13 protein-coding genes are annotated in these 13804 nt (G+C 69.6%); 10 read left to right on the top strand and 3 right to left on the bottom strand.

The window, feature by feature from the left end:
* The first annotated feature begins 13 nt into the window (after positions 1 to 13).
* The 3 genes from ACFX43_RS21785 (at position 14) to ACFX43_RS21795 (ending at position 2365) form a co-directional block, all read left to right on the top strand.
* Positions 14 to 430 (top strand): DUF2550 domain-containing protein, encoded by a 417-nt coding sequence (locus ACFX43_RS21785; protein WP_378834692.1) that lies wholly within the window; start codon positions 14 to 16, stop codon positions 428 to 430.
* 114 nt (positions 431 to 544) lie between these two features.
* Positions 545 to 1162, top strand: coding sequence for a DUF1707 and DUF4870 domain-containing protein (locus ACFX43_RS21790; protein WP_355226258.1), 618 nt, complete (start codon positions 545 to 547; stop codon positions 1160 to 1162).
* Between the two features lie 42 nt (positions 1163 to 1204).
* A complete protein-coding gene (locus tag ACFX43_RS21795; RefSeq protein WP_378834697.1) occupies positions 1205 to 2365 on the top strand; it encodes an MFS transporter in 1161 nt (386 codons plus the stop codon).
* A gap of 92 nt (positions 2366 to 2457) precedes the next feature.
* Here the strand turns inward: ACFX43_RS21795 and ACFX43_RS21800 are convergent, their stop codons facing one another.
* Together ACFX43_RS21800 and ACFX43_RS21805 are read right to left on the bottom strand one after the other, a co-directional pair.
* Positions 2458 to 5628 (bottom strand): SNF2-related protein, encoded by a 3171-nt coding sequence (locus ACFX43_RS21800; RefSeq protein ID WP_378834701.1) that lies wholly within the window; start codon positions 5626 to 5628, stop codon positions 2458 to 2460.
* Between the two features lie 88 nt (positions 5629 to 5716).
* Positions 5717 to 5932, bottom strand: a complete 216-nt coding sequence (locus ACFX43_RS21805; protein ID WP_378834704.1) for a hypothetical protein — start codon at positions 5930 to 5932, stop codon at positions 5717 to 5719.
* Positions 5933 to 6006: 74 nt separating this feature from the next.
* Between ACFX43_RS21805 and ACFX43_RS21810 the strand changes: the two genes are divergently transcribed.
* A complete protein-coding gene (locus ACFX43_RS21810) occupies positions 6007 to 6987 on the top strand; it encodes a helix-turn-helix domain-containing protein (RefSeq protein ID WP_378834707.1) in 981 nt (326 codons plus the stop codon).
* A gap of 9 nt (positions 6988 to 6996) precedes the next feature.
* Here the strand turns inward: ACFX43_RS21810 and ACFX43_RS21815 are convergent, their stop codons facing one another.
* A complete protein-coding gene (locus tag ACFX43_RS21815; protein WP_378834712.1) occupies positions 6997 to 7569 on the bottom strand; it encodes a cob(I)yrinic acid a,c-diamide adenosyltransferase in 573 nt (190 codons plus the stop codon).
* Between the two features lie 197 nt (positions 7570 to 7766).
* Between ACFX43_RS21815 and ACFX43_RS21820 the strand changes: the two genes are divergently transcribed.
* The 6 genes from ACFX43_RS21820 (at position 7767) to ACFX43_RS21845 (ending at position 13784) form a co-directional block, all read left to right on the top strand.
* A complete protein-coding gene (locus tag ACFX43_RS21820; protein WP_091047808.1) occupies positions 7767 to 8075 on the top strand; it encodes an STAS domain-containing protein in 309 nt (102 codons plus the stop codon).
* A gap of 91 nt (positions 8076 to 8166) precedes the next feature.
* The gene (locus ACFX43_RS21825; RefSeq protein WP_378834716.1) at positions 8167 to 10194 is read left to right on the top strand and encodes a protein meaA; all 2028 of its coding nucleotides are present in this window, start codon (positions 8167 to 8169) and stop codon (positions 10192 to 10194) included.
* 136 nt (positions 10195 to 10330) lie between these two features.
* On the top strand, positions 10331 to 10765 hold the full coding sequence (locus ACFX43_RS21830; protein ID WP_378834721.1) for a DUF6069 family protein: 435 nt from the start codon (positions 10331 to 10333) through the stop codon (positions 10763 to 10765).
* Positions 10766 to 10788: 23 nt separating this feature from the next.
* Complete coding sequence (locus tag ACFX43_RS21835) at positions 10789 to 11682, top strand: NAD(P)/FAD-dependent oxidoreductase (protein WP_378834726.1); 894 nt, start codon at positions 10789 to 10791, stop codon at positions 11680 to 11682.
* Between the two features lie 21 nt (positions 11683 to 11703).
* Positions 11704 to 11880 carry a hypothetical protein gene (locus ACFX43_RS21840; protein ID WP_008362162.1) on the top strand — a complete coding sequence of 59 codons (177 nt, stop codon included), beginning with the start codon at positions 11704 to 11706 and terminating at the stop codon, positions 11878 to 11880.
* An 80-nt stretch (positions 11881 to 11960) separates the two neighbouring features.
* On the top strand, positions 11961 to 13784 hold the full coding sequence (locus tag ACFX43_RS21845) for a bifunctional metallophosphatase/5'-nucleotidase (protein ID WP_378834729.1): 1824 nt from the start codon (positions 11961 to 11963) through the stop codon (positions 13782 to 13784).
* The last annotated feature ends 20 nt before the right edge of the window (positions 13785 to 13804 follow it).

Genomic DNA, 13804 nt, shown 5'->3' on the forward strand with positions numbered 1-13804 from the left:
GCTCTTGGCCGTTGTGGCCGCATCGCTTCTGCTTGTCCTCGCCTATGGCGTCGGGATCGCCGTACGTCGCCGTCTGCTCGCTCGCAACGGCGGCGTCTTCGAACTGAGCCACCGCGTCCGGGACACCAGTCCCGGGCGCGGTTGGGTCATCGGCATCGGCCGCTACTCCGGCGACGCACAGTTGGAGTGGTTCCGGATCTTCTCGCTCTCGCCGAAGCCCAAACGGGTCTGGCGCCGGGTCGAGATCGTCTATGTCTCCAGCCGCTCTCCCGAGGGGATCGAGGAGCTCGTCCTCTACCCCGAGAGCCTGATCGTGACCTGCGACGTCAAGGGCGAGCACATCGACCTGGCCATGGATCAGCAGACGCTCATCGGCTTCCAGGCCTGGCTGGAGTCCCGCCCGATGCGGTCCACCTGGACCGTCTTCTGAGCGCCCCCCCTCGACCCGTCTCCGACCGTCTCCGGCACAACACCGGGGTCGGTCGGTTTGCATTCGGGGGCTTCCCTGATTGTCCGGAAGGCATCTGCGGCGGATCGTAGAGGTATGTCCTCAACTGCTCCCACTCCTGATCCCACTCAACCGACTCCGCCCACTCCACCTGCTTCTGTCGCCGGCGACGAGCTCCGCTGCACCGATGCCGATCGCGACCGCGTGATCGACGTCCTCAAGTCCGCCTACGCCGACGGCCGGCTCGACCAGGCCGAGTTCGACCTCCGGTTCGACCTGACCATGAAGTCAAAGACGTACGCCGCCCTGGAGCCGATCACGCGCGACCTGGTCGCGCAGCCGACCCCGTCTCCGGCGCCGGCGAAGCCCGCCCGCGACCTGCTGCCTCCGCCGACCACCGAGGAGCGGCTCCTGGGCGCCCTCGCCCAGGCCACGACCTTGGTGCCGATCGTGGTCGGGCCGGCGATCCTCTACTACACCGTCGGCAAGCGTTCTGAGTTCGTGAAGCACCACGCCGCCGGCGCCCTCAACCTGCAGCTCACCCTGCTCGCCGTCACGATCGTGACCTTCGGGCTCGGTGGCGCGCTCTACGGGATCGCCTGGGTCCTCGCGGCCGCCTTCGCGGTCGTCGCGCTCGCCGGTGCCCCGCTGCGCCAGCCGTGGGTGCTGCCGATCTTCGGCCGCGGCGGGCCGTACGAGAAGAAGCGGGACTGATCCCCGCACCTGGTCGCGGCCCAGGGCCACTAGCCTTTACTTGTGACGCCTCTCCGCCGTGCCCAGGCCGGATCGGTGGTGGCGTTCGCCACCAACGGTCTGCTGTCCGCGACCTTCATCTCCCGCATCCCCGCGCTCCGCGAGAGCCTCGGCCTGAACAACTCGGCCGTCGGCCTGATGCTGCTGGCGATGGGGATCGGCTCCGTCGCCGCGCTGCCGCTCGCTGGGGGACTGGTGATGCGCTGGGGCGCCGCCCGGGTCGTACGGGGCTGCGCGGTGCTCTGTGTCGCCGCCCTGACCCTGGTGGCGGTCTCCGGCAGCTGGCTGGGACAGGCGTGGCTGGTGGCGCTGTTCCTGGTGGCGTACGGCGTCGGTTATGGGCTCTGGGACGTCGCCATGAACGTCGAGGGGGCGGCGGTCGAGCGGCTCGGCGGTAAGACGCTGATGCCGCAGCTGCATGCGATGTGGAGCGTCGGCACCGTGCTCGGTGGACTGCTGGGCATCGCCCTGGTGGGTACGTTGCCGACGGTGTGGCACGTCGCCGGGGTCGCGGCCATCGTGCTGGCGATCTGCTGGTGGGGGACCGCGGGGTTCCTCCCCACCGAGCCGCCCCGGGAGGGGCACTCGCCTAGGCGTGAGCTCGTCGCCGCCTGGCGCTCGCCGCACACGCTGCTGCTGGGACTGATGGTGCTCGCCTTCGCCGCCGCCGAGGGGAGCGCCAACGACTGGGTGTCGCTGGCGATGATCGACGGCTACGACGTGAGCCACCGGGTCGGGGTGGCGTGCTACGCGGCGTTCGTCTTCTGCATGAGCCTTGCCCGCTTCGCCGGCGCGAAGGTGATCGACAGGGTCGGCCGGCAGCCGGTCCTGATCACCGCGGCGGCGCTGGCGGGCATCGGGATCGTGCTGACGGTGTTCGCCGGCTCATTCGGGCTCGCGCTGGCCGGGATCGTCCTGTGGGGCTTCGGTGCGGCCCTCGGCTTCCCCCTGGGGATCAGCATCGCCGCCGACGACGAGACCCGCGCCGCTGCTCGCGTCTCGGTCGTCTCCACGCTGGCCTATGGGGCCTTCCTCGGCTTCCCGCCCATCCTGGGCGCCGTGGGCGACCAGATCGGCACCCTGCGAGCCCTCCTGGTTGTTGCGGTCCTCATGCTCCCCGCGGCGGCACTCGCCGCGACGGTGGCGAGGCGGCGTACCGCCTAGTCCGCCGAGTCGGCTCATCCTGACGTGAATACATGCCGAGTCGGCGCGTTAGAACGAGCCGACTCGGCTACACCAGACGGGCTGCGCCCGGTTCAGTCGAAGAGGGCGCGGATGTCGTCTGCGCCGATGGTGGAGCCCATGGCGCCTTCGCCGTCGACGACCTTCGCGAAGAGCTCGGCCTTGCGCTCCTTGAGCTCCATGACCTTCTCCTCGATCGTGTCGGTCGACACGAGCCGGTAGACCATGACGTGCTGGGTCTGGCCGATGCGGTGGGCGCGGTCGACGGCCTGGGCCTCGGCGGCGGGGTTCCACCAGGGGTCGAGTACGAAGACGTAGTCGGCCTCGGTCAGGGTCAGGCCGACGCCACCGGCCTTCAGGGAGATCAGGAAGACCGGGGCGTCGCCATCGCGGAAGCTCTCGATGACCGCGCCGCGGTCGCGGGTGGCGCCGTCGAGGTAGGCGGCGTCGATGCCCGCCTCCTTGAGCCGGGTGCGCGCCCGGCCGAGGAACGAGGTGAACTGGCTGAAGACCAGCGCCTTGTGACCCTCGGCGGCGAGCTCCTCGATGTGGTCGACAAGGGTGTCGAGCTTGGCGGAGCCGACGTCGTCGTCATCGGGGTCGACGAGGCCGGGGTCGAGGGAGAGCTGCCGCAGCCTGGTCAGCGCACTGAGGATCGCGACCCGGTTGTCGTTGAAGTCGTCGAGCAGGTGCAGGATCCGCTGCCGCTCCTTGGCCAGGTGGGCGTCGTAGATCTTGCGGTGCGCCGGGTTGAGGTCCACGCCGAGCACCTGCTCCTGCTTGGGCGGCAGGTCGTCGGCGACGAGCTCCTTGGTACGCCGCAGCAGGAACGGGCGCAGCCGGGTCCGGAACCGCCGCAGGGCCGCGTCGTCGCCCGACTTCTCGACGGGCGAGACCACCGTGTCGCGGAACAGCCGCGGGCTGGGGTAGAGCCCCGGCGCCGTGATCGAGAGCAGCGCCCACAGCTCCATCAGCCGGTTCTCGAACGGCGTGCCCGTCACCGCGAGACGCCAGCGGGCGTCGATGCGGCGGGCCGCTGCGTACGTCTTGGACTGGTGGTTCTTGACCTGCTGGGCCTCGTCGAGGACGAGACCTGCCCAGGGGCGCCCGGCGAAGGCGTCCTGCTCGAGCCGGAGGATGGCGTAGGTCGTGATCACGATGTCGGCGCCCTCGCGGGCCTCGGCGATGGACTCGACGCGCTTGCTCACCGTGCTCACCCGCAGGCCGGGGGTGTGGCGGCGGGCCTCCTGGACCCAGGCCGGTACGACGCTGGTGGGCGCCACCACGAGGTAGGGCGCGCGCGTCTCCGGCTGCGAGTGCACGGCGTGGGAGAGCGTGGCCAGCACCTGAAGCGTCTTGCCAAGACCCATGTCGTCGGCGAGGATCCCACCGAGACCCTGCTCGTGCAGGAACGCCAGCCAGTGGAAGCCGTCGAGCTGGTAGTGGCGCAGCTCGGTCGCCAGCCCGGTCGGCTCGGGCCGGGGGATCTCGCGCAGGTCACGCAGCGCCTGGGCGCGCTGGACCCACTCGGCCGCCTGCTGGTCGACCACGCCGAGCTCGGCGAGCTCGGCCCAGACGCCGAGGTCGTGCTTGCCGACCGCGATCCCGTCGCCGGTGCGCTCGTGGAGCTGTCCGGCGGCCTCGACGACGTTGCGCAGCCGGTCGAGCTCGGGGCGGTCGGTGGTGATGTAGGTGCCGCTGGGCAGGATCAGGTGGTCGTCGCCGCGGGTCAGCGCCCCGAGTACGTCGGGAAGCGGCACGGCCTCGGCGCCGATCCGGATCACGACCTGCAGGTCGAGCCAGTCCTGCCCGGCCACGGCGGCACCGTCGGGCGAGGTGATCTCGAAGGAGATCTCGGGGTCCTCGTCGGTCTCGCGGAAGTCGGGCCGCTCGACCTCGGTGACCTCGACGCCCTCGACCTCACGCAGCGCCGGCAGGTCGTGGATGGCGAGCGCGAGTGCGTCGCCGTCGCGTACCTCCTGCTTGCGGAGCAGCTCGGTGGAGACCTTCGCGCGCAGCGCGGCCTCCTCTGCCGGGTTGCGGACCAGGCCGAGGTCCTCGCGGGAGTCCACCGGGTAGTGACGTACGCCGTAGGCCCAGGTCCAGCCGAGCGTGGCATGTGTCGAGCTTCGCCAGGTGACCGTCAGGGTCAGGCGGGGTGCGGGCGGCTCAGGGATGTCGAGGGAGTCGTCGGCCGAGCGCAGCGGCACCAGACGGGCCAGCGGGCCCAGCAGGGCGCTCAGCGTGCCGATCTCGGCCTCGGGGACGGTCAGCGGGTCGCGGGCGGTCACCAGCCGCTGCGCGTGGGTCGACAGCGGTCCGGACAGGTCAGCGAGATGGAGCACCCCGGCATCGAGCACGCCCACCGAGCGGGTCGGGCGACCGATCGGGAGCACCGTCGGGCCGGCGTAGACCCGGTCACCGTGGGCCAGGCCGAAGCGGAGGACCGCCTCACCGTCCTCGCGACGCAGCTCGCCGGCGAGCGAGAGCGGCTCCTCGAAGATCACCACGCCGCGTACGTTCTCACCGGGCAGGACGGTCACACCGCCGCGGATCGCGTCGCGGAGCAGGCTGACCGCGTGCTCGCCGAAGTCGGCGAGGCTGAGCGAGGAGCCACGGGCATAGAGCAGCCGGTCGGACCGCAGCTGGCGGGCCAGCTCCTGCAGGGGGAGCAGCTGGCTGCGGGGGAAGTCCTTGCCGGGCACCGCGTTGGGGATGTTGGCCCAGTCGGCACCGGTCTTCGCCCAGCGCTCGCGGTTGCCCATGCGCATCGGGCGCAGCTCGACGGTGGGGGAGCCCGCCACGGCCGACCGCGGGCTGTGCACATCGATCTCGAGCGCCAGCGCGGGCAGGTCGTCCTCGGGCTTGTTGTCCTCGGCGAGCTGGCCCAGGAGCGTACGCAGCTCCGTCTCCCACGACGGGCCCATCGGCGTCGCCGCGGCGCGCGTGCCGGCGAGAACCAGGCCGAGCGCGGCACCGTGCTTGCAGTTGTTGTGCACGGGGCAGCTGCACGAGCTGGTCGCTCTGATGGCGCCGTTCCTGGAATCCAGGTTGAGGGTCACGCGGTAGGGAGCCGGGCTGGTGCCTCTGACCTCGGCTGCCGCTCGCAGCGCACTGCTTCCGATCTCGGTGACCCGGGGCTCACCGACCCGGCCCTGGGCTGCGTAGGCCTCGCCACGCTCGATGGTCTGAGGGTCGAAGGTCTCGCGGAGCAGGTCGTTCGTGAGAGCTTCGAGCAAGGGCACCCGATCTATTCTTCCAGCATGAGGCGGGTTCTGCGACTTCGTGGACGCTCGTGGTGAGCAGCGTCTCGTTCGGCGCGGTGGCAGTGGTCTAGACCAGCAGCGCGCCGCCACGGGGTTGCGGTGCATTCACCGGCATGCATAGACGCACGCCCGACATCGTGTCCCGGACAACCGGATCCGAACCGATCGCGACAAATTCGTCGCGCAAAAAGAAAGCCACCTCGATCCGAGCGGGGGGATCCGGACCGAGGTGGCGATGAATACTTTCGGCCAAGTTGCCGGTGAATGCAAGTCGAACCGCCATGGCGGGAATGTGACGTGTCGTATATCTGCCATGATGACCGTCGTTCGTTCCCCCGCCACGGAAAGGCATCTTGGATGCTCGATGCGCTCGGTCTCGACAATCTCGAGGAGACGGTCTACCGCCAGCTGGTCGCCGCGCCGTCGGCCAACCTCGAAGAGCTGGCCGAAGCGGCCGACCTGGACACCTATGCGGTCTCGGCGGTGCTGTCCGCACTGGAGGGGAAGGGCCTGGTCGCCCGCGCCTCGGCAGGCCAGGACCGCTACGTCGCCTCGCCGCCGGCGGTGGCGCTCGGGGCGCTGCTCGTCCAGCGCCAGGACGAGCTGCGCCGCGCGCAGGTCGAGATGACCGAGCTCGCCGGGCTCTATCGCGGCTCGGTCGCTCGCCGGGACGTCGCCGACGTGGTCGACGTCGTGCACGGCACCGAGGCCATCGCCCAGCGGTTCGCCCAGCTGCAGTACTCGGCGAAGAAGTGCATCCAGGCGCTGCAGAAGCCGCAGGCCGCCGTCGTCACCCGGGAGGACGCCGACGAGGCCGAGCGGGCCGCGATCGAACGAGGCGTCCGGCACGACATCGTCCTCGAGCGCTCCGTCTTCGACGCTCCCGGCATCTACGAGACCATCGACTCCGGCCTCGAGATCGGGATCGAGCTGCGGGTGGTACCGACGGTGCCGCTGCGCGCCTTCATCGTCGACCGGGAGATCGCCCTGATCCCGCTGATGAACGGTGAGCACAACACGGTCCAGGACGCCCTGCTGCTCCACCCCAGCGGTCTCCTCGACGCGATCATCGCCCTCTTCGACCTGATCTGGACCTCGGCGCCCAAGCTCGTCGCGACGCCCGAAGGCACGGTCGAGACGGCCGCCGATCGCCTCGAGCCCCTGGACACCAAGGTGCTCTCGCTGCTGCTCGCCGGTCTGACCGACGCCTCCATCGGGGCGCAGCTCGGGCTGTCGCTGCGTACGGTCCAGCGGCGGGTGCGCCAGATGATGGACCGCGCGCAGGTCGACACCCGCCTCCAGCTCGGCTACGAGGCGGGGCGCCGCGGCTGGCTGTGACCGGGTTGCTCAGCGTTCGCCGCCCGGCACCCACAGGACGTCGCCCTGCTCGCGATTGGCGTGCCGGGCGAGGATGAAGAGCAGGTCGCTGAGGCGGTTGAGGTAGGTCAGGGCGAGCTTGTTCATGGTCTCGCCGTGGACCTCGTACGCAGCCCAGGCCGCCCGCTCCGCGCGGCGCACGACGGTGCGGGCCACGTGCAGGTGGGCCGCAGCGACGGTGCCGCCGGAGAGGATGAACGAGCGCAGCTTCTCCAACGGCTCGTTGTAGTCGTCGCACCAGGCCTCGAGCCGGTCGATGTAGGCCTGCTCGACGCGGAGCGGGGGATACTCGGGGTCGGTCACGACCGGGGTCGAGAGGTCGGCGCCCACGTCGAAGAGATCGTTCTGGACGGTCGTCAGCACCTTCACGACGTCTTCGTCGATGCCGCCGTGAGCCAGCGCGACACCGATCGCCGCCCCGGCCTCGTCGGTCGTCGCGTACGCCTCCAGCCGCAGATCGGTCTTGGCGGTCAGGCTCATGTCGCCGAGCCGGGTCTCACCGGCGTCGCCGGTGCGGGTGTAGATGCGCGTCAGGTTGACCATGCGCTGAGCCTATTCGGACGGCCCACTTTCGGCGAACATGGTCAATTGACAGGAAATTGGGACAAGAGTGACGAATGAGGCTGGTGAGGTGCAACCAATCGGATTCGCCGCGCGTCATAGTGGGCGAGAGGGAGCGTCATGAATGCGTAGAGCTTCTGTGTAGGGGCAATCCACTTCCTGGGGGATGGAGGCAGGGCATGGAGATCTTGATCGACGGGCCGACGCTGGTGCTGAGCGGAGATTTCGACGTACGCAGCACCTGGATGGCACGCAGCGTGATCTATGACCATCTCGACTCGGTGGAGGGTGATGTCGTGCTCGACGTCTCCGGGGTGAACAGTGCCGATGTGACGGCGCTGAAGCTGCTCGCCGTCGCGACCCGGCAGGCCCATGCCGAGGGTCGCCGCCTCACTCTGCAGGGCTGCACCCCCGCGGTGCGCAGGATGCTCCACCTCTCCAGGCTCTATCGTGTTCTCGAGGTGGAGAACTCCCCGCTCATCGCCTAGCGGCGCATGGGCAAAGGAGTGGCCCGGTGAGTGACATCTTCCACACCGGAGCCGGTTACTGAGCGGTAACCGAGGGGCTAGCATGCCTCTTATGACGGACACCACGCCTTCCGAGCAGAGCCGCCCGGCGAAGGATCGCTCCTGGCTGATGCGCACGTACGCCGGCCACTCGACCGCCGAGGCGTCCAACGAGCTCTATCGCAACAACCTCGCGAAGGGCCAGACCGGTCTCTCGGTCGCCTTCGACCTGCCCACGCAGACCGGCTACGACCCCGACAGCGTCCTGGCCCGCGGTGAGGTCGGCAAGGTGGGCGTGCCGATCATGCACATGGGGGAGATGCGCAAGCTCTTCGACCAGATCCCGCTCACCGAGATGAACACCTCGATGACGATCAACGCGACCGCCATGTGGCTGCTCGCGATGTATCAGGTCGCCGCCGAGGAGCAGAACCCCGGGATGGACCCGGCCGAGGTGGCCGCCAAGCTGGCCGGCACCACCCAGAACGACATCATCAAGGAGTATCTCTCCCGGGGGACGTACGTCTTCCCGCCGGAGCACTCCCTGCGGCTGATCAGCGACATGATCGCCTACACGGTCCACCAGATCCCGAAGTGGAACCCGATCAACATCTGCAGCTACCACCTGCAGGAGGCCGGGGCCACGCCGGTGCAGGAGATCGCCTACGCGATGTGCACCGCCATCTCGGTCCTCGACCAGGTCAAGGCCTCCGGTCAGGTGTCCGAGGAGGACTTCGGCAAGGTCGTCGGCCGGATCTCGTTCTTCGTCAACGCGGGCGTGCGGTTCGTCGAGGAGATGTGCAAGATGCGCGCCTTCGTCGAGCTCTGGGACGAGATCACCCGTGAGCGCTACGGCGTCGAGGACCCGAAGATGCGCCGGTTCCGCTACGGCGTACAGGTCAACTCCCTCGGCCTGACCGAGGCGCAGCCGGAGAACAACGTCCAGCGGATCGTGCTGGAGATGCTCGCGGTGACGCTGTCCAAGAACGCTCGGGCGCGCGCGGTGCAGCTGCCCGCCTGGAACGAGGCGCTCGGCCTGCCGCGTCCGTGGGACCAGCAGTGGTCGCTGCGCCTGCAGCAGGTGCTCGCCTACGAGTCCGACCTGCTGGAGTACGGCGACCTCTTCGACGGCTCTCCGGTCGTCGAGGCCAAGGTGGCCGAGCTCGTCGCGGGCGCCAAGGAGGAGATCGACCGGGTCCAGGCCATGGGCGGAGCGATCGCCGCGGTCGACACCGGCTACATGAAGTCCGAGCTGGTCTCCTCGCACGCTCGCCGTCGCGCCGCCATCGAGTCCGGCGAGGAGATCATCGTCGGCGTCAACAAGTTCACCACCACCGAGCCGAGCCCGCTGACCGCGGACCTGGACGCCGCGATCATGGTCGCCGACCCTCGCGCCGAGGAGGCCGCCAAGGCCTCTCTCGAAGCCTGGAAGGCCGAGCGTGACGAGACGGCCGTCTCCGAGGCACTGGCCGCTCTGGCCGCAGCCGCGAAGACCGATGCCAACCTGATGGAGGCCACCCTGGCCGCCGCTCGCGCGGGCGCGACCACGGGGGAGTGGGCCGGCACCCTGCGCGAGGTCTTCGGCGAGTTCCGGGCGCCCACTGGCGTCTCCGGCGCCGTCGGTGCCGCGGAGGCCGGCGCCGAGCTGTCGGCCGTACGCGACCGGGTCAAGGTCACCGGCGAGGAGCTCGGCGTCAAGCTGCGCATGCTCGTCGGCAAGCCGGGTCTGGACGGTCACTCCAACGGTGCCGAGCAGGTCGCGGTCCGGGCCCGTGACGCCGGCTTCGAGGTCATCTACCAGGGCATCCGGCTCACCCCGGAGCAGATCGTCGCCGCGGCCGTCGCCGAGGACGTACACGTCGTCGGGCTCTCCATCCTCTCCGGCTCGCACATGTCGCTGGTGCCGTCGGTGGTCGAGGGGCTGCGCGAAGCGGGCCTGGGTGACGTACCCGTCATCGTGGGTGGCATCGTGCCGGAGTCCGACGCCAGGACGCTGATCGAGTCGGGAGTCGCAGCGGTCTACACGCCCAAGGACTTCAGCCTCACCGAGATCATGGCCGACATCGTCGAGGTCATCCGTAAGGCGAACGGTCTCTCCTGACGGGCCTCTCCTGAGCCGAGGCCCGACACGGCTCCCGAAAAAACTTCGGGAGCCGTGTCGATCCGGTGTCGTGGCCATTCGTGAAAGGGGCAGAGGGAGGCGGACAGCGCCTCCCGCCACTTCACGGGAGTACGAGATGTCCACGATCACCACCGCCCAGCAGACCACCCGCTCGACCCGCGCCACCCGGCTCTCCGATCGGCGGGCCCTCTGGCTCCATGGCCTCGGCGCCACCGTCGTCGCCAGTGCGGTCGCCACCGTCCTCGCCATGGCCGCCTCGGCGGCCGGGGTGAGCTTCGAGACCGCCAGCGGGACGATCCCGCTCGCCGGCTACGCCCAGCTGACCGCCCTCTTCTCGCTCATCGGGGTCGCGATGGCCGCGGTGATGGCCCGCGTGGCCCGCCGCCCGCGACGTACGTTCGTGGTCACCACCGTCGTGCTGACCGTCGCCTCGCTCGTCCCCGACGTCACCTTCGGGTTCGACGCCGCCAGCGCGATCGTCCTGATGCTCCTGCACGTCGTCGCCGCCGCCATCGTCATCCCGGTGCTGGCTCGTCGCCTCGCCCGGTGATCGGGCCTAGTAGCCTGCCGCGCATGCGAGTAACGGTGGTCGGAGCCGGAGTCATCGGGCTCTCGTGCGCGGTGCGGCTGCTGGAGGCCGGTCACGAGGTCAGCGTGATCGGCCGGGAGCGGACGAGCGGGACGACCTCGGCGGTGGCCGGCGGGTTCTGGTTCCCCTACCTCGCCGAGCCCCGCGACCGGGTGACGGCCTGGGCGGCCGAGACCTTTCGAGAGCTCGCCCGGCTGGCCGAGGAGGAGCCGGAGGCCGGCGTACGCATGGTGCACGGCACCCAGCACAACCCCGAGGCCGACCTGTGGTGGGCCGCACCGCTCACCGACCTGACCGTCACCGAGGACCGCGCCGAGTTCACCGCCCCGATCGCCGAGATGCCGGTCTACCTGCCATGGCTCGAGCGGCGGATCACCGCGGCGGGCGGGAACATCACGACCGGGACCGTCGACGACCTGGCGAGTCTGGACGCCGACGTCGTGGTCAACGCGACCGGGCTCGGCTCGCGGGAGCTGGTCGGCGACGCCAGCCTCTACCCGGTCCAGGGCCAGATCGTCGTCCTCGGGCCGGGCGCCACCGAGGAGTGGCTGGAGGCCGAGGGAGAGGCCCCCTCCTACGTCTTCCCGCGCGGTGGCGACACCGTGGTCGGAGGTACGTCGGTGCCGCACGCCTGGGACCAGAGCCCGGATCCGCGTACGGCTGAGCGGATCCTGGCCGACGCCACCACGGCCGTGCCGGAGATCGCGAACGCCGAGGTCAGGGCCCATCTGGTCGGTCTTCGCCCGGCCCGGCCCTCGGTCCGGCTGGAGCGCGAAGGGCGGGTGGTGCACTGCTACGGCCACGGCGGCGCCGGGGTGACGCTGAGCTGGGGCTGCGCCTCCGAGGTGGCCGCGCTCGTGGAAGTAAGGCACGCCTAACCCTGCTGTTACCCTTCGAGCGTGGGCAAGAAGAGGAAGCCTCCCAAGACGGAGTGCTGCGTGTCGAAGTCGCGCTGCAAGCGGTGCCCGATCCGGATGCTCAAGGAAGGCACCCTGCCCGAGGGGATGACGGTCAAGAAGCGCCGTCTGGTCACCCTCGACGGCAAGCCGGTCAAGAAGAAGCATCTGGCTGCTTGACGGAAGGCGCCGCCAAGTTGCGTCCGAGGTGGTAGGAATTGCCTTGCATTCGATTACCTACTCGCGCAAGGACGTTACCGATGCCTCACGCCACCCGCCGCTCTGTCCTGTCCGGTGCTGCTGTCACGGGCGCCGCGGCGCTGAGCGCTGCCGGTTACACCGCCGCCCCGGCGCACGCGGGCAAGCCCGACACGGTCCGGCTGACCGTGCTCGGCACGACCGACCTGCACGGCAACGTCTTCAACTGGGACTACTACAAGAACGCCGAGTTCTCGAACAGCGCCGGCAACGAGATCGGCGTCGCCAAGGTCAAGACGCTGATCGACGCCGTCCGCGAGGATCGTCGCGGCGAGCCGATCCTCACCATCGACGCCGGTGACACGATCCAGGGCACGCCGCTGGCCTACTACTACGCCCGGATCGACCCGATCACCGAGGGCGCGATCCACCCGATGGCGCGGGCGATGAACCTGGTCGGCTACGACGCCGCGGCGCTCGGCAACCACGAGTTCAACTACGGCATCGACACGATCCGGAAGTTCGAGGAGCAGGTGAACTTCCCGATGCTCGGCGCCAACGCGGTCGACCCGTCGACCAAGCTGCCGGTCTTCCCGCCCTACATCATCAAGGACTACGACCTGGGCCGCGGCCGCCGCCTCCGCGTCGGTGTGCTCGGTCTGACGAACCCCGGCATCGCGATCTGGGACAAGGCCAACGTCGAGGGCAAGATGGAGTTCCCGGGGCTGGTCGAGCAGGCCAAGATCTTCGTGCCCGAGCTCAAGAAGGCCGGCTGCGACCTGGTGATCATCAGCGCCCACTCCGGCGCCGACACCTCCAGCTCCTACGGCGACGAGCTGCCCCCGGAGAACGCCTCGACCCTCGTCGCCGAGCAGGTGCCGGACGTCGACGCGATCCTCGTCGGCCACGCCCACCGCGAGATCACCCAGCGCTACGTCACCAACACCGAGACCGGCAAGCAGGTGCTGCTGACCGAGCCGCTCTACTGGGGCATGCGCGTCTCCGTGATGGACCTGGTCGTACGCCGCGAGAAGCGTCACGGCCGGCCCCGCTGGGTCCTGCAGTCGGCGACCTCGCAGACGCTCAACTCCAACACCGTCGACCCCGACCCGGAGGTCTCGGCCGCCGTTCAGGAGCAGCACGACATCGTGGTCTCCTACGTCAACTCCGTCGTCGGCACCTCGGCGGTGGAGATGCTTGCCGCGCGGGCGGTCGTCGAGGACGTACCGATCATCGACTTCGTCAACTACGTCCAGGCCGACGCGGTCAAGGCGGCATTGACCGGTTCCGACGCGGAGCTGCCGGTCATCTCGATCGCGGCGCCGTTCAGCCGCGCCGCGGCCTTCCCTGCAGGTGAGGTGACCGTACGTGACGTGGCCGGCCTCTACATCTACGACAACACCCTGATGGCGGTGCGCATCACCGGCGCCCAGCTCAAGGACTACCTCGAGTTCACCGCTCGCTACTTCAAGCAGGTCAGCGGCACCGGCCCGTTCCCGATCGACGCCGTGACCAACGCGCCGACCGACACCGCGCCCAACGGCACGCCCGACTACAACTTCGACACCATCGCCGGCCTGGACGCGGCGCTGACCTACGACATCGACATCTCGGTCGCGGTGGGCTCGCGGATCACCAACCTCGCCTACGACGGCGTCGCGGTGGCCGACGCGCAGGAGTTCGTGCTCGCGGTCAACAACTACCGCCAGTCCGGTGGCGGCGGTTTCCCGCACGTCACCGACGCCACCGTGGTCTACAACCAGCAGGTCGAGATCCGGCAGCTGCTCATCGACTGGGTCACCGCCCACCAGGTCATCGACCCGGCCGCGTTCGCCTCGGTCGACTGGCGCCTCGTCTCCGGTGGTGAGCCGATCACCGTGGAGTAGCAACCACGGCGGTTGGGCGA

The sequence above is a fragment of the Nocardioides sp. YIM B13467 genome, assembly GCF_042788075.1.
GTDB lineage: Bacteria > Actinomycetota > Actinomycetes > Propionibacteriales > Nocardioidaceae > Nocardioides.

Coding starts and splice junctions, on each gene's coding strand:
- ACFX43_RS21790 (WP_355226258.1), top strand. CDS start 545: ATGTCCTCAACTGCTCCCACTCCTGATCCCACTCAACCGACTCCGCCC.
- ACFX43_RS21805 (WP_378834704.1), bottom strand. CDS start 5,932: ATGGCGGTTCGACTTGCATTCACCGGCAACTTGGCCGAAAGTATTCAT.
- ACFX43_RS21810 (WP_378834707.1), top strand. CDS start 6,007: ATGCTCGATGCGCTCGGTCTCGACAATCTCGAGGAGACGGTCTACCGC.
- ACFX43_RS21815 (WP_378834712.1), bottom strand. CDS start 7,569: ATGGTCAACCTGACGCGCATCTACACCCGCACCGGCGACGCCGGTGAG.
- ACFX43_RS21820 (WP_091047808.1), top strand. CDS start 7,767: ATGGAGATCTTGATCGACGGGCCGACGCTGGTGCTGAGCGGAGATTTC.
- ACFX43_RS21825 (WP_378834716.1), top strand. CDS start 8,167: ATGACGGACACCACGCCTTCCGAGCAGAGCCGCCCGGCGAAGGATCGC.
- ACFX43_RS21830 (WP_378834721.1), top strand. CDS start 10,331: ATGTCCACGATCACCACCGCCCAGCAGACCACCCGCTCGACCCGCGCC.
- ACFX43_RS21835 (WP_378834726.1), top strand. CDS start 10,789: ATGCGAGTAACGGTGGTCGGAGCCGGAGTCATCGGGCTCTCGTGCGCG.
- ACFX43_RS21845 (WP_378834729.1), top strand. CDS start 11,961: ATGCCTCACGCCACCCGCCGCTCTGTCCTGTCCGGTGCTGCTGTCACG.